The sequence below is a fragment of the Sphingobium naphthae genome, assembly GCF_043589935.1.
GTDB lineage: Bacteria > Pseudomonadota > Alphaproteobacteria > Sphingomonadales > Sphingomonadaceae > Sphingobium > Sphingobium naphthae_A.
Genome location: NZ_CP171454.1, coordinates 2611914 through 2627081, shown reverse-complemented (window position 1 = coordinate 2627081; position 15168 = coordinate 2611914). Strand labels below are relative to the sequence as shown.

At 66.0% G+C, this 15168-nt stretch carries 19 protein-coding genes; 12 read left to right on the top strand and 7 right to left on the bottom strand.

Annotation, left to right across the window (positions count from 1 at the left end):
• Positions 1 to 42 precede the first annotated feature (42 nt).
• Together ACGGKE_RS13055 and ACGGKE_RS13050 are read left to right on the top strand one after the other, a co-directional pair.
• Positions 43 to 486 carry a pyridoxamine 5'-phosphate oxidase family protein gene (locus ACGGKE_RS13055; protein ID WP_394438570.1) on the top strand — a complete coding sequence of 148 codons (444 nt, stop codon included), beginning with the start codon at positions 43 to 45 and terminating at the stop codon, positions 484 to 486.
• Positions 483 to 896 carry a DoxX family protein gene (locus ACGGKE_RS13050; RefSeq protein ID WP_394438568.1) on the top strand — a complete coding sequence of 138 codons (414 nt, stop codon included), beginning with the start codon at positions 483 to 485 and terminating at the stop codon, positions 894 to 896. The genes ACGGKE_RS13055 and ACGGKE_RS13050 overlap by 4 nt, the downstream gene beginning before the upstream one ends.
• Here ACGGKE_RS13050 and ACGGKE_RS13045 read toward each other — a convergent pair.
• On the bottom strand, positions 893 to 1648 hold the full coding sequence (locus ACGGKE_RS13045; RefSeq protein WP_394438566.1) for a metallophosphoesterase: 756 nt from the start codon (positions 1646 to 1648) through the stop codon (positions 893 to 895). The genes ACGGKE_RS13050 and ACGGKE_RS13045 overlap by 4 nt on opposite strands.
• Positions 1632 to 2405, bottom strand: a complete 774-nt coding sequence (locus ACGGKE_RS13040) for a nucleotidyltransferase family protein (protein ID WP_228167871.1) — start codon at positions 2403 to 2405, stop codon at positions 1632 to 1634. The genes ACGGKE_RS13045 and ACGGKE_RS13040 overlap by 17 nt, the downstream gene beginning before the upstream one ends.
• A gap of 185 nt (positions 2406 to 2590) precedes the next feature.
• On the opposite strand from ACGGKE_RS13040, the gene ACGGKE_RS13035 reads away from it, so the two are divergent.
• A complete protein-coding gene (locus ACGGKE_RS13035; RefSeq protein WP_394438562.1) occupies positions 2591 to 4639 on the top strand; it encodes a carbon starvation CstA family protein in 2049 nt (682 codons plus the stop codon).
• On the top strand, positions 4636 to 4821 hold the full coding sequence (locus ACGGKE_RS13030) for a YbdD/YjiX family protein (protein ID WP_394438559.1): 186 nt from the start codon (positions 4636 to 4638) through the stop codon (positions 4819 to 4821). Before ACGGKE_RS13035 ends, ACGGKE_RS13030 begins: the two co-directional genes overlap by 4 nt.
• A gap of 172 nt (positions 4822 to 4993) precedes the next feature.
• On the opposite strand, the gene ACGGKE_RS13025 is transcribed toward ACGGKE_RS13030, so the two are convergent.
• A complete protein-coding gene (locus ACGGKE_RS13025; RefSeq protein ID WP_394442011.1) occupies positions 4994 to 5911 on the bottom strand; it encodes an XdhC family protein in 918 nt (305 codons plus the stop codon).
• A 62-nt stretch (positions 5912 to 5973) separates the two neighbouring features.
• Positions 5974 to 6642, bottom strand: a complete 669-nt coding sequence (locus ACGGKE_RS13020) for a helix-turn-helix transcriptional regulator (RefSeq protein ID WP_394438556.1) — start codon at positions 6640 to 6642, stop codon at positions 5974 to 5976.
• 116 nt (positions 6643 to 6758) lie between these two features.
• Here ACGGKE_RS13020 and ACGGKE_RS13015 point away from each other — a divergent pair, with 116 nt between their 5' ends.
• The gene (locus tag ACGGKE_RS13015) at positions 6759 to 6944 is read left to right on the top strand and encodes a hypothetical protein (RefSeq protein WP_228167967.1); all 186 of its coding nucleotides are present in this window, start codon (positions 6759 to 6761) and stop codon (positions 6942 to 6944) included.
• Positions 6941 to 7312 carry a hypothetical protein gene (locus tag ACGGKE_RS13010; protein ID WP_394438552.1) on the top strand — a complete coding sequence of 124 codons (372 nt, stop codon included), beginning with the start codon at positions 6941 to 6943 and terminating at the stop codon, positions 7310 to 7312. Before ACGGKE_RS13015 ends, ACGGKE_RS13010 begins: the two co-directional genes overlap by 4 nt.
• Before the next feature lie 8 nt (positions 7313 to 7320).
• Here the strand turns inward: ACGGKE_RS13010 and ACGGKE_RS13005 are convergent, their stop codons facing one another.
• Both ACGGKE_RS13005 and ACGGKE_RS13000 read right to left on the bottom strand, forming a co-directional pair.
• Positions 7321 to 8244, bottom strand: coding sequence for a hypothetical protein (locus tag ACGGKE_RS13005; protein WP_394438549.1), 924 nt, complete (start codon positions 8242 to 8244; stop codon positions 7321 to 7323).
• A 53-nt stretch (positions 8245 to 8297) separates the two neighbouring features.
• Positions 8298 to 9524, bottom strand: coding sequence for a TIGR04063 family PEP-CTERM/XrtA system glycosyltransferase (locus ACGGKE_RS13000; RefSeq protein WP_394438546.1), 1227 nt, complete (start codon positions 9522 to 9524; stop codon positions 8298 to 8300).
• A gap of 89 nt (positions 9525 to 9613) precedes the next feature.
• Between ACGGKE_RS13000 and ACGGKE_RS12995 the strand changes: the two genes are divergently transcribed.
• The 3 genes from ACGGKE_RS12995 to ACGGKE_RS12985 are packed head-to-tail and all read left to right on the top strand — an operon-like array spanning position 9614 to position 11806.
• Positions 9614 to 9736, top strand: a complete 123-nt coding sequence (locus ACGGKE_RS12995; protein WP_394438543.1) for a hypothetical protein — start codon at positions 9614 to 9616, stop codon at positions 9734 to 9736.
• On the top strand, positions 9729 to 11093 hold the full coding sequence (locus tag ACGGKE_RS12990; RefSeq protein WP_394438540.1) for a putative O-glycosylation ligase, exosortase A system-associated: 1365 nt from the start codon (positions 9729 to 9731) through the stop codon (positions 11091 to 11093). The genes ACGGKE_RS12995 and ACGGKE_RS12990 overlap by 8 nt, the downstream gene beginning before the upstream one ends.
• 8 nt (positions 11094 to 11101) lie before the next feature.
• A complete protein-coding gene (locus ACGGKE_RS12985; RefSeq protein ID WP_394438537.1) occupies positions 11102 to 11806 on the top strand; it encodes a hypothetical protein in 705 nt (234 codons plus the stop codon).
• Here ACGGKE_RS12985 and ACGGKE_RS12980 read toward each other — a convergent pair.
• Positions 11766 to 12320: a type 1 glutamine amidotransferase domain-containing protein gene (locus tag ACGGKE_RS12980; protein WP_317516839.1), complete on the bottom strand. Its 555-nt coding sequence runs from the start codon at positions 12318 to 12320 to the stop codon at positions 11766 to 11768. The genes ACGGKE_RS12985 and ACGGKE_RS12980 overlap by 41 nt on opposite strands.
• Before the next feature lie 103 nt (positions 12321 to 12423).
• Here ACGGKE_RS12980 and ACGGKE_RS12975 point away from each other — a divergent pair, with 103 nt between their 5' ends.
• From ACGGKE_RS12975 to ACGGKE_RS12965, 3 genes are all read left to right on the top strand, one after another.
• The gene (locus ACGGKE_RS12975; RefSeq protein WP_394438533.1) at positions 12424 to 13431 is read left to right on the top strand and encodes a DNA topoisomerase IB; all 1008 of its coding nucleotides are present in this window, start codon (positions 12424 to 12426) and stop codon (positions 13429 to 13431) included.
• A gap of 87 nt (positions 13432 to 13518) precedes the next feature.
• Positions 13519 to 14685, top strand: a complete 1167-nt coding sequence (locus tag ACGGKE_RS12970) for a mechanosensitive ion channel family protein (RefSeq protein ID WP_394438530.1) — start codon at positions 13519 to 13521, stop codon at positions 14683 to 14685.
• A 78-nt stretch (positions 14686 to 14763) separates the two neighbouring features.
• Positions 14764 to 15153 (top strand): hypothetical protein, encoded by a 390-nt coding sequence (locus tag ACGGKE_RS12965; protein ID WP_394438527.1) that lies wholly within the window; start codon positions 14764 to 14766, stop codon positions 15151 to 15153.
• Positions 15154 to 15168 lie beyond the last annotated feature (15 nt).

Here is a 15168-nt window from a genome sequence, read left to right as displayed (position 1 = left end):
GACGCTGCCCTTACGTCAAGGAACCCGACTCAGGCCGATCGGGTGCAACACACCTTGGCGAGCCTGGCGGAGAAGATGCAGCATATCGATTTCGCCATGCTGTCCACGCATACCGAAGACGGGCATATCGGCGCTCGGCCGATGAGCAATAATCAGGATGTCGCCCATGGCGGCGACAGCTATTATTTCACCACCGAAGACACGTTGATGGTGAAGGACATAGAACGCGATCCACGCGTCAGCCTGTCCTTCCACGGCAAAAGCGGCCTGTTCGGTCAGCGTCCACTGTTCATCGCGCTGGAAGGCCGCGCCGACCTGGTGCGCGACCGCGAACGCTTCGCCGAGCATTGGAATCCCGACCTGGAGCGCTGGTTCGCCAAGGGCGCCGACACGCCGGGGCTGGTCATGATCCATGTCCATGCCGAACGCGCCCATTATTGGGACGGCGAGGATGAAGGCGAGCTTGAGATCGACGTGATGCATTGAATGCGCAGCCAGGACGTGGGCGGCGGATCGCCCTGTTCGTGCTGGCGGCCGCCTATGCTTTGGCGGGCGTCGCGCATCTGACGCGGCCGTCCGGCTTCGTTGCCATCACGCCCGGCTGGGTTCCCGCGCCTTCGGTCGTCGTCGCGCTGAGCGGCGTGGCCGAACTGGCGGGCGCGGCGGGGCTGCTGATCCGCCCGCTGCGGCGCGCGGCTGCGATCGGCCTTGCGCTTTATGCGCTCTGCGTCTCGCCAGCCAATTTCAACCATGCGCTGAACGACATCCCGTTGGGCGGGACGCATCTGAGCTGGTGGTATCATGGACCAAGGCTGGCGCTGCAGCCGCTGCTGATCTGGTGGCCGCTCTGGGCCAGCGGCGTGATCGACTGGCCCTGGCGCAAAGACAGGGTTTAGACGGCAATCAAGGCGTAAGGCCGGCCGAACTGTTCCGACACCACGAACTGCGCGCAATTATAGACGGGTACGCCACGCGGCGTCTTCCCCTCGAACGTGCCGCGATGTGCATGGCCGTGAACGGCAAAGCGCACATTGTCGAAACGGTCGATCGCGTCGGCGAGGCGCGACGAGCCGAGGAAGGGAAAGATTTCCGGCGGCTCGCCTTCGACCGTCTTGGCGATCGGCGAATAATGGAGCACCGCCACCGCCCGGTCCGTGCGCAGCGACCGCAGCGCATTTTCCAGCTTGCGCGCTTCGTTGATCGATTCCTCGACAAAACCCTTGATGGCGGTTTCGCCAAAGGCGCCGAGTTCGCCCCGACCGAAGCCGCCGACGAAGCCCTTGACGCCAGCAAAGCCCACGCCCTTGATCTCGACCGCCTGCTCGTCGAGCACGGTCACGCCCGCGCTGTGCAGGATGCGCGCGACTTCCTCCGGTTGGCCGCATTCATGGTCGTGATTGCCCAGCACCGCCACGGTCGGGATGGTGCAGGCGTGCAGATCCTCGGCCAGTATCTCCGCCTCGCGCGTTTTGCCGAAATTGGTGAGGTCGCCGCACAGCGCCAGTACATCCGCCTTCTGGGCGATTTCGACGAACAGGTCGCGATATTTATGTTCCGACTGGTCGGTCACATGCAGGTCGCCGATCGCGGCGACGGTGATGCTGCCGGACGGCGGCCCGGCTTGGCGGCTGTCACTTGTTTCGATCATGGCTTTCCTCCAGTCCCTTGCCGACCACATCGGCAAAGCCCCATTCGGTGATATCGACCAGATAGTCGCGGGGGCTGAGCAGCCGGCCGCGACACACGCGGATATTGGGCACCGGCAACTCTGCGCGCGTCTGCAAGCGGCCGAGCAGCTCCTCGAACAGCCAGAGCGGGATGCAATGCCGCTCGGTCGGATAGATGAAGCGGAAGTTGAGCAGGTGGATGAGCAGCAATTCCCAGTGCAACTCCATCGCGTCCAGCAGCCGCTGCCACTTGATCGCCTCATGCTGCTTGAGGATCATGTGCGCGACGTCCGCGCCGTCATAACGGTAGCGATCCTGGATGAAGAGCTTGGAGAGGATGAATTCGGTTGGCGGGGTAATGCGCACCCGCGTGCCATAGACTTCGGCATGGGCGACATCGTGGAACCATTCTTCCGTCACCGGCAGGCTGGCCGAGGAGATATTGTAGATGACGTCGAAGAAATGACCGTCTTTCCATACCTTGCCGATCCAGCGCTCATCCTCGAACTCGACCTCATGCCCGCGCTGGCGGAAATGCGCGAGGATGCGCGGCGCGTCGCCCGCCTTGCAGAAGACGTCTAAATCCTTGGTCGGGCGCACGATGCCGGTGAGGCAGCCCAGCGCATAGGTGCCCGACAGCAGAAAGGGGATGCCCGATGCGACCAGTTCCGCCAGGCTGTCAGTATAGAATTGCTTCGCTTCGGGCGGCGGATCGAAGGCTAGGGGATCACAGGTCATGACGCGGCACCTTCGCAATCGGGAGGGGAGGGAACGGGCGGCGGGCCGCTTCCGTTCCTTGGCCGCGGCGCAACGGTTGTCTTTCGAGCGCGGGGGCTTAGGGTGATGTCTCACATTCTCCTCCGGCCTGACCGGCGCTGCGCGGAGCATCGCGCGGCCAGGCTCCCGATCGACATGAGGCGCGCATGACCCGGCATCTTCCCTGGATAGCGACAGCGATCATCGGCGTCGTCGCCCTGGCGGTCGTCGCCCTGTCGCGCGGCGAAAACGTCAACGCACTGTGGATCGTCGTCGCCTCCGTCAGCTGTTTCCTGGTCGCCTATCGCTATTATGCGCTGTTCATCGCGCGCCATGTGATGCGGCTGGACCCGTCCCGCCCCACCCCCGCCATCCGACGCGCCGACGGGCTGGATTATGTCGCGACCGACCGCACCGTGCTGTTCGGCCATCATTTCGCGGCGATTGCGGGCGCGGGGCCGTTGGTAGGGCCGGTGCTGGCGGCGCAGATGGGCTATCTGCCCGGCACATTGTGGATCATCTTCGGCGTGGTGCTGGCAGGGGCGGTGCAGGACTTCATGGTCCTCTTCATTTCCATGCGCCGGGACGGCAAGTCGCTGGGCGAGCTCATCCGCCTGGAGATGGGCCAGGTGGCAGGCACGATCGCCCTGTTCGGCGCCTTCATGATCATGGTCATCATCCTGGCGGTGCTGGCGCTGATCGTGGTCAAGGCGCTGGCCGAGAGTCCCTGGGGCATGTTCACCGTCGCCGCGACCGTGCCGCTGGCGATGGCGATGGGCGCCTATACCCGCTGGATCCGGCCGGGGCGGATCGGCGAAGTGTCGATCCTGGGGCTGATCGGCCTGCTGGCCGCGATCGTCTACGGCCAGGCGGTGGCGCAATCGCCGGTGTGGGGCCCGATCTTCACCTTCACGCCGGTACAGCTGTGCTGGATCCTGATCGGCTACGGCGCGGTCGCTTCGGTCCTGCCGGTCTGGCTGCTGCTCGCGCCGCGTGATTATCTGTCCACCTTCCTCAAGATCGGCGCGATCGCGGCGCTCGCCCTCGGCATCGTCATCATGGCGCCGCCGCTGCGGATGCCGGCGCTGACGCAGTTCGTCGCGGGCAATGGGCCGGTCTGGGCCGGCGGGCTCTTTCCCTTCCTCTTCATCACCATCGCCTGCGGCGCGGTGTCGGGTTTCCACGCGCTCATTTCCAGCGGCACCACGCCCAAGCTGATCGCCAGCGAAGCGCATGCGCCGATGATCGGCTATGGCGCGATGCTGATGGAGGCGTTCGTGGCGATCATGGCGCTGGTCGGCGCGTCGATCCTGGACCCGGGCATCTATTTCACCATGAACAGCCCGACCGCGCTCATCGGCCCGGACGATGCCAGCGCATCCGCCGCCGTCAGCGCCATGGGCTTTCCCATAACGGCCGATGTCATCGCCCAGACGGCCAGGGACGTGGGCGAACATACGATCATCAGCCGCGCGGGCGGCGCGCCGACGCTGGCGGTGGCGATGGCCGAAATCTTCAGCCATGTCGTGGGCGGACCGGCGATGAAGGCCTTCTGGTATCATTTCGCCATCCTGTTCGAGGCGCTGTTCATCCTGACGGCGGTCGACGCCGGCACGCGCGCGGGGCGCTTCATGCTGCAGGACCTGATTGCTCTGGCGGTGCCGGCGTTCAAGGAGAGCAAGAGCCATGCGCCCGGCATCATCGCCACCGGGCTGTGCGTCGCGGCCTGGGGCTTCTTCCTCTACCAGGGCGTCACCGATCCGCTGGGCGGGGTCAACACGCTCTGGCCGGTGTTCGGCATTTCGAACCAGATGCTGGCGGCGATCGCGCTGATGCTGGGAACGGCCGTGCTGTTCCGGATGAAGCGGGACCGCTTCGCCTGGGTGACGGTGCTGCCCACCGCCTGGCTGCTGATCTGCACCCTGTCGGCGGGTTGGCTGAAGCTGTTTTCGACCGACGTCAAGGTCGGCTTCCTGGCGCATGCGGCGACATTCGCGGCGGCGGCGGACGCGGGCGAGATCAAGTCGCCCGCCACGTCGATGGCGGAAATGCGGCGGATCATCTTCAACGACCGGATCGACGCCGCGCTGGTGGCGCTGTTTCTGGCCGTGGTCCTGGCCGTGCTCTATTTCACGATCCGGACCTGCATCGCAGCGCGCCGGATTCCCGCGCCCACCGTGCGCGAAATCCCGGCGCAGCTGGTGCCGGCGCAATGACCCGCTTGTGGGCGACGCTCCGCCAGACGGCGCGATTGATGGTTGGCATGCCCGACTATGACGCCTATCTGCGCCACATGGCCGATCATCATCCGGGCGCGCCCGTGATGGATGAAAAGGCCTTTTTCCGCGACCGGCAGGAAGCGCGCTATGGTGGGCGCAACGGGGGCCGCTGCTGCTAATCTTGCAACAATATTACAAGATGTTGCAGTTTTACGAACGGAAAATTTAGTTTCGCTCGCATTTTTCTATTGCTGTTTCATACACCTCTGATACGGGGCGGCCGTCACTGGTGCCCGACAGCTTCAGGACATGCCCCCTGCCCTTCCCTTGCGGCAGGGGGCATCCATGTGTTCAGCCCCTGGCGTTGAAGCCCGTGACCATGCCCGCGGTGATGGACAGGGCGATCTCCGCCGGGCCGATCGCGCCGATGTCCAGCCCCGCCGGTCCGTCGATCCGCGCCAGCGCGTCCGCGTCGAACCCAGCAGCCGTCAGCCGGCCGATCCGGGCCGCATGGCTGCGCCGCGATCCCAGCGCCGCGATATAGCCGGTCGGCGCGTTGAGCGCTGCGATCAGGGCGGGATCGTCGATCTTGATGTCGTGGCTGAGCGTCACGATGGCGGTCGATTCGCCCGGATGACGGGCGGCAATCGCCTCATCGGGCCAGCGATCGTCCAGTTCGACGCCGGGAAAGCGTTCTTCAGTCAGGAATCGGCCGCGCGGGTCGATGACGACCGGCCGGACGTCGATGGCCTGCGCGAGCGAGACCAATGACTGGGCGATCTGGACCGCGCCCACGATCAGCAGCTGGCGGGGCGGGTCATAGCGGTTGAGGAAGCCGCCTTCGACAATGCCCTCGTGCGTCCGTCCAGTGGCGAGGTCAGTCGCCAGCGTCAGCGCCCGCCCCCCCTCGCTCGCGGCGGCGATGCGATCGAACAGATGCGGCGCGAAGCCCGAATCCGTGACCGGCTGCACCAGCACCGCGATCTCGCCGCCGCAGGGCAACCCCACTTCCCAGGCATCGCCATCGGCAACGCCATAGCTGTGCACATGCGCCGGGCGGCCCGCGATCACCTCGGCCGCGCGCTGCAGCACGTCGGTTTCCACGCAGCCGCCCGATATGCTGCCTTCCAGCCGGCCATCCTGATGGACCAGCATGTGGCTGCCGCGCGGGCGCGGGGCGGAGCCCCAGGTCGAGATCACCGTCGCCAGCGCCATCGGCGCGCCGCGCCATTCGATCGCCTTGCGGATCACCGCGCCATTGTCGTTCAACGTCATGCTCCCGGTTCGAGCGCAGCCTGCTGCTGCCGGGCAGCAATGGGGATGATGATCGGTCAGTGCAAGCGCCGGCCGGTCCATACGACTCGTCCGACAATATCGACCAGCACGGGATCGATGTCGGCCCAGTCGGGATAATGGGGATTGTCGCTGAGCACGCTGAAGCGCCCCCTGCGCGGACCCAGGGCGACGCGCTTCACCATCAGCACGCCATCGAGGCGCAGCACATAGACGCCATCGCGCAGCCGGTCGGCATCATCATCATGATCGACCATGATGTCATCGCCATCGCTGAGCGTCGGCGCCATCGATTCGCCATCGACACGGATGATCGACACACGCTGCGGCCGCACCCCCAGATGCCGCAGCCAGCGGGCGTCGAAGGCCATCACGCCTGCCGCCCGCTCATCATCGTCCAGCGTGCCGCCGCCGGCCGACGCGCCGAGCGCCAGACGCGGAACCGACACCACGGCCGGCAGGCCGCGGCCGCGCACGGACGGCGCAACAGCCGCCGCGCCGCCGCCCAGCATATCCTCCGACACGCCGAAATAGCGCGCCAGCACGCGCCGATCATCCTCATCCAGTTTGCGCGGCGTTCCCCGTTTGATGAACTGCTGAATATATGCGGGATTGCGCCCGATCAGGCGGGACAGATCGGCGTAATTTTCCCCGCGATCGGCGATCAGCCGATCCAGCGTGGCGCGGGCGTCCTGCGATTGATCCATAGCCAGTCCATTACCGATAAGATTTTTCCTAGACAAGTAGGAAAATGAGTTTGAGATAGGAAATCACCTATCGACTCGCACGGGGTGAGTCGGCTTGAAGGGGGAGACGAGAATTGATGCTTCTGCCGATGATCGAGAGATTTCTGCGCCAGCATGACATGCGGCCCACCCGGTTCGGGCGTGACTGCGCGCGCGATCCGCGACTGGTGTTCGACCTGCGGCAAGGCCGCGAACCAGGCGCGCGACTGACGAGACGAGTAGAACATTTCATGAACACTTATCGCAGGAGCCAAGGCCAATGACAAGCATGGATCTCTCGTTCCGCCGCACCAACCTGCTCCGAAATCAACCTATCGGCCGGGGCGAAGCCGATCCGCTGCCGCTGCTGCTGGGGCAATTGCTGCTGCGCGCGGGACTGCCCACGACGATCGAGCGCGCCAGCAGCCGCCCATGGGCGAGCGCCCTGTTCGAGGGTCGGCGTCATAGCATCCGACTGCATTTCGCCGGCGGGGAGCCGACGGCGCAGCGCGCGCGCTTCATAGCGGGGCTCAGCGAAGCGGAATGGAGGCTGCCGAAATATTTCGTCGCCGACATCACGGTCGACGAGGAGGGATCGGATAGCGAGGGCCAATGGGTGCAATTATCGGCGCTGACGATCCGCGATTGGTGATGCGCCGGTCAGCGCCGGCGCGCGGCCATGGTGCGCAGCGTGCCCAATGCAGCGCGCAGCGCTTCGTCGGCATCGGGCGCGACGCTCTGGCGCACGGGTACGGCCGGCGCGACCGGCATGTCCGCCAGCACGGGGGCGGCATTGGCGCCCGCCATGCGGCGGCGCGAGGCGAGGCCGCGCTCCAGACGATCGGTCAGTTCCGCGATCGACAGGCCATGGGTCGGCAGCGGCAGCGGCGCGGGCCGCGCTTCCGCCAGGGGTGCGGCCTCAATCGATGCATCATCATCATCATCATCGTCCCAGGCCTCAGTCGACGGCGCGTCGTCTTCCTCCACCAGCGCATCGAAGCGAGGGGCGGGCGGCGCGAAGGCGGGGGCGGGTCGTTCCTCCTCCACCGGCTCGGTCGACAGGCTGCGCGCGACGAAGCTGGGCATCGGCAGCACCGAGCGCGCTTCCGGCTCCGGCGCAACGACCAGCGGGCGGCGACCGGCATCGGGGCGCGAGAAAATCTCGACACCGTCAAAGTCGCGGCTGGCGAAGATCGGCGGGCGCGGCGGCGCATCGGGATGCGCGTCGGCGCGGCGCAGCGAGGGCGCGTCCGGTTCAGCCACGGGCATAGCGCGTCCGCGCGCCAGGGCGGTCAGCTTGGAAAAGGCGAAACCCATATGTCTTGCTCCCGAGGCGCGATGCTGGCGCCCATCCTTGTCCCGTTCGTCATCCGCGGCGTCCTGATCGCGGTTCATCGCCGCCACCAGCCCTGCCGCCAGCATTCCCACAAACCCGGCCATCAGCAGCCGGGCCGTCAGTCCCAGGGGCGGCGCGGCGGCGGGCAGCGCTTCGCTGAGCCCGCTCGACGCCACCACCGTCTCTAGCAATCCGACGGGCGTCGCCAGCAGGGCGGCGGCTGCGGCGATCGCCGCCAGCCCTGCCATTGCCCCGCTGCGTCTGCCTGTCGCCCTTATCAACCTCTCGACTTCGTTTCTGTTCATGCCGCTGCGCGGTCCCTGGAAGACCGTGTAAACAGATTTTGGTAAACAGGTTCGTAACGCACAATGTTTGACGACCAGTTACGATCGCGCTCGACGAAGGCGCGCGCCACGCGGCGGCGTTCGTCCCAGGCGGCGCGGTCGGCGAACATGTCCGCCAGCGACCGGGCGATCGCCGCCGGGTCGTCGGGCGCGAACAGCGTGCCGGTGACGCCGTCCTGGATCAGTTCGCGGTGGCCACCCACGTCGGACGCGGCGACCAGCCGCCCCTGCGCCATGGCCTCCAGCGGCTTGAGCGGCGTCACCAGTTCCGTGAGGCGCATCGCCTTGCGCGGATAGGCCAGGATGTCGACCTGCGCATAATAATGTTCGACCTGATCATGCGGCACCCGGCCCACGAAGATGATGTGATCGGCAAAGGGCGATGCCATGGCCTGCGCGCGGAGCGCCTGCTCCATCGGACCGCCGCCCACCAGCAGCAGCCTGGCCCGTGGCCGCGCCCGCACGAGTCGCGGCATCGCGGCGATCAGATCGTCCAGTCCCTCATAATCATAGAAGCTGCCGATGAATCCGACGACATCCGCGCCGCCTAGCCCCAGCGACGCCGTCAGCGCGGGATCGCGCGGCACCGGCGTTCCGAATTGCGCCATATCGACGCCATTGGGCGATACGATGATCTTGGCAGGGTCGATGCCCCGCGCGACCAGATCGCCGCGCAGCCCTTCGCAGATGACCGCGACGGCATCGGCATTGCGAACCGCCCGGGTTTCCAGCTGCCGCGTCAGCCAATAGCGCAGGCTGCCCTCCGTCCCCGTGCCATTGCCGACGGCCGCATCCTCCCAGAAGGCGCGGATTTCGTAGATCATGGGTATGCCGTGCCGGCGCGCCACCCGCTGCGCCGCCATGGCATTGAGCACCGGCGAATGCGAGTGGATCACGTCCGGCCGCCACTGGCGGACCAGAGCGTCGATCGCATCGGCATGCGCGGCGAGATCCCGCCATTCGCGCACCACCGCGTTGCCCGTAGCGGGATCGCCCGGCGTGCGGTGGAAGGTCAGCCCGTCCACCTGCTCCACATCCGGTCCGCCTGCGCTGTGCCGCCGCCCGGTAATGCCGCGCACGTCCCAACCCTTGGCGATCTGCGCGCGCAGGATCGCCCGGGTGCGGAACGTATAGCCGCTGTGCATCGGCAGGCTGTGGTCCAGCACATGAAGTATGCGAGTCATAGCCAATCCCGTCTGCCGCAAAAGGTTTAACGGCCCGTCAACTCTGTCAGACTAGGAGAAGCGTCCAAGAGCGGAAATTCAAGCGAGCGATGATAGACATTTTGTCCCTGCTGATCAGCCACGGCGTGATCCTGCTCGCGGCTTGGCGGTTGCTGCCGCGGGCCGACCTGGACCGCGACCCGCCGCCGCAGGAGCCGGCCGGCGATGCGTGACCTGTTCTTCATCGCCTTTCTCGGCGTCTTCGGCCTGATGGGGCTGCGGCGGCCGTTCCTGCTGGTCGCCCTCTACGCCTATATCGACATCGTATCGCCCCAGCGCCTGTCCTATTTCCTGCTCAATTCCATCCCGATCTCCGCCATCGCCTTCGCCCTGATGGTGGGCGCATGGCTGCTGGTGGACGACAAGAAGGATTGCCGATTCTCGGCACGGCAGGGATTGATGCTGCTGCTGCTTGCCTGGTGCGGATATACGACCCTGACCGCCGACTTCCCGGCCGAAGCGCTGACCAAATGGAATTGGGTGTGGAAGGCGATCATCGCCGGCGTCTTCCTGCCGCTGGTGCTGCGCACCCGCTTGCGGATCGAGGCGCTGTCGCTGTTCATGGTGCTGTGCGCCAGCACAATCATCATCAATGGCGGCATGAAGACCGCCCTATCGGGCGGCGGCTATGGCGTGCTCAACCTGATGGTCGAGAATAATAGCGGCCTGTACGAAGGCAGCATCATTTCCTGCGTCGCCATCTCGCTGATCCCGATCATCCTGTGGCTATCGCGCCATGGGACCATCTTCCCGCCCGACTGGAAGGTGAAAAGCTTCTGCTATTGCCTCTGCCTGGCCTGCCTGCTGATGCCGGTCGGCACCGAAGCGCGCACCGGCCTCGTCTGCATCGTCGTGCTGGCGGGGCTGATGCTGATGCGATCGAAGCGCAAGTTCGTCTACGGCCCGCTGATGCTGTTCGCCGCTCTGGTGTCGATCCCCTTCCTGCCCGCCAGCTTCACCCAGCGGATGCAGACGATCGAGAACCATCAGGGCGACGAAAGCGCGTCGACTCGCGTCGCGGTGTGGATGTGGACGCTCGACTATGTGAAGGCGCATCCGGGCGGCGGCGGCTTCGACAATTATCTGCAGAACAGCTTCACCTATTTCGCCCAGAGCACCGTCACGGACAGTGGCGGCACGCGCGTGGAACGCCGTCTGGTGACCGACCGGGGCCGCGCCTATCACAGCGCCTATTTCGAACTGCTGGGCGAACAGGGCTATTTCGGCTTCGCGATCTGGGCCCTGCTGCACCTCGTCTGCTTCATCCGGACCGAGGCGATCCGACGCGCCTACCGCAACCGCGACGGCCCCGACGAGGCGTGGATCGCGCCCTTCGCATTGGCGCTGCAACAAGGCCATATCATCTATATGATCGGATCGCTGTTCGTGGGCATCGCCTATCAGCCCTTCATCTTCATGATGCTGGCGCTTCAGATCGGGCTCGACACCTATCTGACGCGCAAGCGCGAGGCGGCGGCCAAGCGACAACTGGATGCCGCGCTGGCGCAAGGCCATGGGGCGCCGGCATGAGGCAGGGCATGACCTTTGTGAACATGGCGATGGGCATCCTGCTGGGGCTGCTGCTTGCGTTTGCCGTGGCTGGGACTGGCGCATTGCGCTGGGGCGTCACCGCCTTGTGCGTGCTGAGCGGGTTCCAACTGCGTCTTGCGGATCGTCGCTGGGACAGGCGCGGTGGAGCGCTGGACTGGATCAGCCATGTTCGCATGGCGCCCGCGCGACTGCTCCCCTGGGGGGCGGCGGTGATCATCGCGATCATAGCGCGCAGCCCGCAGGATGCGCAGGCCCTCGCCTTTGCAGCGTTGCTGTGCGAACTGATGGTCTATCCTGCCAGCGCCGTCCTGCTGGGCCGGATGACGCGGGGAGCGGCGGTCATTTTGCTGATCGCGCTGATCGCGGTCCAGGGCATCACCACCCACGAGGGCCTCCGCTACAGCCTCGCCTTTCTGACGGGCGTCGCGACCTGCATCACATGGCTGCGGGGACCGGACGGCGATGGACGGACGAGCGGCATCGCGCTCGTCGGCTGCGCCCTGTCGATCTTCACGCCGGTCATGGTGCCCCCGTTGCTGATCCTTGCGGTGCCGGCGGCGAGCGCCTGCGCGATGCTGGCGCTCGCGACCATGTCGACGCTGCGCCGCCGCCCGGTGCCCTGGCGCACCGAAGGCGGCGACGGCCCGCGGCTCAGGCGGGGATGGCCGCCGCTTCCGTCACGGCCTGCTTGAACGCATCGACGAAGGCGGGAATATCCTCGGGCTTGCGGCTGGTGATCAGATTGCCGTCGACCACGACCGGTTCGTCCACCACCTGCGCTCCTGCGTTGGCGAGGTCGGTGCGCACCGACGGCCAGGAGGTGACGGTTTTGCCATCGACGCAGTCGGCTTCGACCAGCAGCCAGGGACCATGGCAGATCGCGGCCACCGGCTTGCCCGAGGCGACGAAGTCTCGCACGATCTTGACCGCCTGCTCGTTCATCCGCAGCGTGTCGGGGTTGGCGACGCCGCCGGGCAGCACCAGCCCGTCATAGTCGCCGATCTGGACGGCATCCAGCGTGATGTCGGGGGTGATCGTTTCGCCCTTCTTGTCATGCTCCATGCCCTGAATGGGATCGGTGGCGGGCGACGCCAGAGTGACGGTCGCGCCGGCGTCCATCAGCTTCTGGCGCGGTTCGAACAATTCGGACTGTTCGAACCCGTCGGTGGCGACGATCAGGATGCGGCTCTGCTCAATGGCGGGCATAAATCTCTCCTTCGCTTGGGGGAGCCCTGTGAACGGCCGACCCCCGGACGGAGTTGCGGAACGAAGCGATGAACGGCGGGTTTTGCGGCATGAGAAGGAAAACATGGCCCAATCCGCACTCGTTCACACGAACGACACCCATCCCGGCATCACGCGGCGCGCGCTCAAGCGGGGCTGGGCTTATTATGATGGCGATGGCGCGCGCATCACGGACCGGGACGAGATCGACCGGCTGAACGCCATCGCCCTGCCGCCCGCCTATCGCGACTGCTGGTTCTGCCCCTCGCCCTTCGGCTATATCCAGGCGACCGGTTATGACGATCGGGGGCGCAAGCAATATCGCTACCACCCCGATTTCCGCGCCGCGCGCGAGGCGGAGAAATATGCCGGCTGCCCCGATTTCGGCCGCGCCCTGCCCAAGCTGCGCGCGCGTCTCGACAGCGACCTGTCCAAGCGCGGCCTGCGCAAGGATCGCACCGTCGCCGCCGTCGTCCGCCTGCTCGACCTCGCCAAGCTGCGCGTGGGCAATGAACATTATGCCACCACCAACAAGAGTTTCGGCGCCACCACCCTGCGGCGGCGGCATCTGGATATCGCCGGCCGCAAGCTGATGCTGCGATACCGCGCCAAGTCGGGCAAGGAGCAGCAGCTGGCGGTCACCGACACGCGCCTGCTGCGCTTCGTGCGGCAGGTGCAGGACCTGCCCGGACAGCATCTGTTCCAGTATCTGGACGAAGATGGGGATGCCCGCCCGATCAGCTCGAGCGACGTCAACGCCTATATCGCACAGGCCATGGGCGCGCCCTTCACCGCCAAGCATTTCCGCACCTGGGGGGCGTCCGTCATCGCCTTCGAACAGCTGGCCGCCGGTCCGGTTTCGCTCAAGGCGATGATCGCCCCGGTGGCGGAGGCGCTGGGCAATACCCCTGCGATCAGCCGCAAATCCTACATCCATCCCGCCCTGATCGCCTTATGCAAGGAAGGGCAGGAGGAATGGCGCGCAGGGCTGAAGCTGCCACGCCGCACCCGCTATCTGTCCCGCATGGAGCGCGGGCTGATCGCTTTCCTGGACGATATCGCCGATTGCACACCGTTGGCCGCAGCGGCTTGAACCACCCCGCCCTGATGCTCTACCCCGCGGGCGGAGCCGGCGGGTCCGCGATCCGCTTCGTCATCGAACCAGCAAGACAGGACAGGCATGGCCGACGCAAAAGACCCCGCCCTTCCCACGACAACCGTTCGCGCGCCGGACCTGCAGGCCATGTGGACCGCGACCGCTGACTGGTTTTCCTTCCATTATCTGCAGATATTGATCGCGATCGGCGCCGCCATCGTCATCTATCTGCTGCTCGCCACGCTCAAGGGGCTGGGCCAGCGCTACAGGGGCAGGCGCGGGGACGCGATCGGCTATACCAATGTGCTGGGGCGGACCGTCGCCAAGACCACGCATTTCTTCATGGTCATGGTCGCGGCGCGGCTGGTCGCGGGCTATGCCGATGCGCCACCCATCATCTACCGCACCGTCGTATTCCTGTTCACCATCGCCACCGTGCTGCAAGGCGCGGTCTGGGCGCGCGAAGTGATTTTGGGCCTGATCGAGCGGCGCACGCTGGCCGAGGATGGCCAGGGCGAAACGCTGGCCAACGCCATGGGCCTGATCCGCGTGCTGGTGACGGTGGCGCTGTTCGCGATCGCCGCGGTGGTGGTGCTCGACAATCTGGGCGTGAACGTCACGGGCCTGGTCGCGGGCCTTGGCATCGGCGGCATCGCGATCGGCCTCGCGGCCCAGGGCATATTTTCCGACCTGTTCGCGGCGCTGTCGATCATCTTCGACAAGCCGTTCCGCCGCGGCGAATCCATTTCCTATGACACGACGACGGCAACGGTGGAAAGGATCGGGCTCAAGTCCACGCGGCTGCGCGCGCTCACCGGCGAGAAGAAGGTGATTTCCAACGCCAATCTGCTGCAGAAGGAGATTACCAGCTATCAGACGCTCGACCATCGCCGGCTGAAATTCGCGATCGGCGTCATCTATCAGACGCCCCCGCAGGTCGCCGAGCAGATCCCCGACATCCTGAAGACGATCGTGGAATCGCTGGACGCCGTCTTCATCCGGTCGGGCTTTGTCGGCTTCGGCGCGTCCAGCCTGGACTTCGAACTGGAGTTCGAAGTCTACAAGCCGGGCTGGGACGACATCTACCTGATCCGCCACAATATCGGCCTCGCTATCCTGCGCCAGTTCAACGAGCGCGGCATCGAATTCGCCTACCCCACGCAGACCACCTTCACGGCCGCGCCCGACGGGCGGATGATCATGCCCTATGCCGAAGTGCAGCCGGTCAAGCGCGTCGACCTCGAAGGATGACGGCAGGCCGGCGCGCAGGCGACTCGGCTCGTCGGCGCGCGCTTGCGGGCATGAGGACGCCTGCCTAGCGGGTCGGCCATGAAAATGCTTCGCCTCCTGATCGCCGCCGCCGCCTTCGCCGCGCCCCATGCCGCCTTTGCCGAGGGGCTGGGCGCCGAGATCAATTACGGCCGCGCCGATGGCCATTGGGGCACGGAGATCGGGGCGGGCTACGCGCTGGAAATGGCGGGTTTCAGCCTGACGCCCGGCGGCGGCGTCTATCTGCGCGATGGCGACACCCGCCTTTATGGCCGGGTCGAGGCAGCCTATACCATCCCGCTGTCCGCGACGATCGGGGCAGGCGCGCGCGTGAGTGGCGATGATGTCCGCCCCTATGCCACCGTCGCGATGCCGCTCATCCCCAAGCTGCGCGCCAAGGCCAATATCGGGCCGAAATATTATGCGCTGGGACTGACGCTCGGCTATTGAGTTCACGGATGGAAG

Coding starts and splice junctions, on each gene's coding strand:
- ACGGKE_RS13045 (WP_394438566.1), bottom strand. CDS start 1,648: ATGATCGAAACAAGTGACAGCCGCCAAGCCGGGCCGCCGTCCGGCAGC.
- ACGGKE_RS13040 (WP_228167871.1), bottom strand. CDS start 2,405: ATGACCTGTGATCCCCTAGCCTTCGATCCGCCGCCCGAAGCGAAGCAA.
- ACGGKE_RS13035 (WP_394438562.1), top strand. CDS start 2,591: ATGACCCGGCATCTTCCCTGGATAGCGACAGCGATCATCGGCGTCGTC.
- ACGGKE_RS13030 (WP_394438559.1), top strand. CDS start 4,636: ATGACCCGCTTGTGGGCGACGCTCCGCCAGACGGCGCGATTGATGGTT.
- ACGGKE_RS13020 (WP_394438556.1), bottom strand. CDS start 6,642: ATGGATCAATCGCAGGACGCCCGCGCCACGCTGGATCGGCTGATCGCC.
- ACGGKE_RS13015 (WP_228167967.1), top strand. CDS start 6,759: ATGCTTCTGCCGATGATCGAGAGATTTCTGCGCCAGCATGACATGCGG.
- ACGGKE_RS13010 (WP_394438552.1), top strand. CDS start 6,941: ATGACAAGCATGGATCTCTCGTTCCGCCGCACCAACCTGCTCCGAAAT.
- ACGGKE_RS13005 (WP_394438549.1), bottom strand. CDS start 8,244: ATGGCAGGGCTGGCGGCGATCGCCGCAGCCGCCGCCCTGCTGGCGACG.
- ACGGKE_RS13000 (WP_394438546.1), bottom strand. CDS start 9,524: ATGACTCGCATACTTCATGTGCTGGACCACAGCCTGCCGATGCACAGC.
- ACGGKE_RS12995 (WP_394438543.1), top strand. CDS start 9,614: ATGATAGACATTTTGTCCCTGCTGATCAGCCACGGCGTGATCCTGCTC.
- ACGGKE_RS12990 (WP_394438540.1), top strand. CDS start 9,729: ATGCGTGACCTGTTCTTCATCGCCTTTCTCGGCGTCTTCGGCCTGATG.
- ACGGKE_RS12985 (WP_394438537.1), top strand. CDS start 11,102: ATGACCTTTGTGAACATGGCGATGGGCATCCTGCTGGGGCTGCTGCTT.
- ACGGKE_RS12980 (WP_317516839.1), bottom strand. CDS start 12,320: ATGCCCGCCATTGAGCAGAGCCGCATCCTGATCGTCGCCACCGACGGG.
- ACGGKE_RS12975 (WP_394438533.1), top strand. CDS start 12,424: ATGGCCCAATCCGCACTCGTTCACACGAACGACACCCATCCCGGCATC.
- ACGGKE_RS12970 (WP_394438530.1), top strand. CDS start 13,519: ATGGCCGACGCAAAAGACCCCGCCCTTCCCACGACAACCGTTCGCGCG.
- ACGGKE_RS12965 (WP_394438527.1), top strand. CDS start 14,764: ATGAAAATGCTTCGCCTCCTGATCGCCGCCGCCGCCTTCGCCGCGCCC.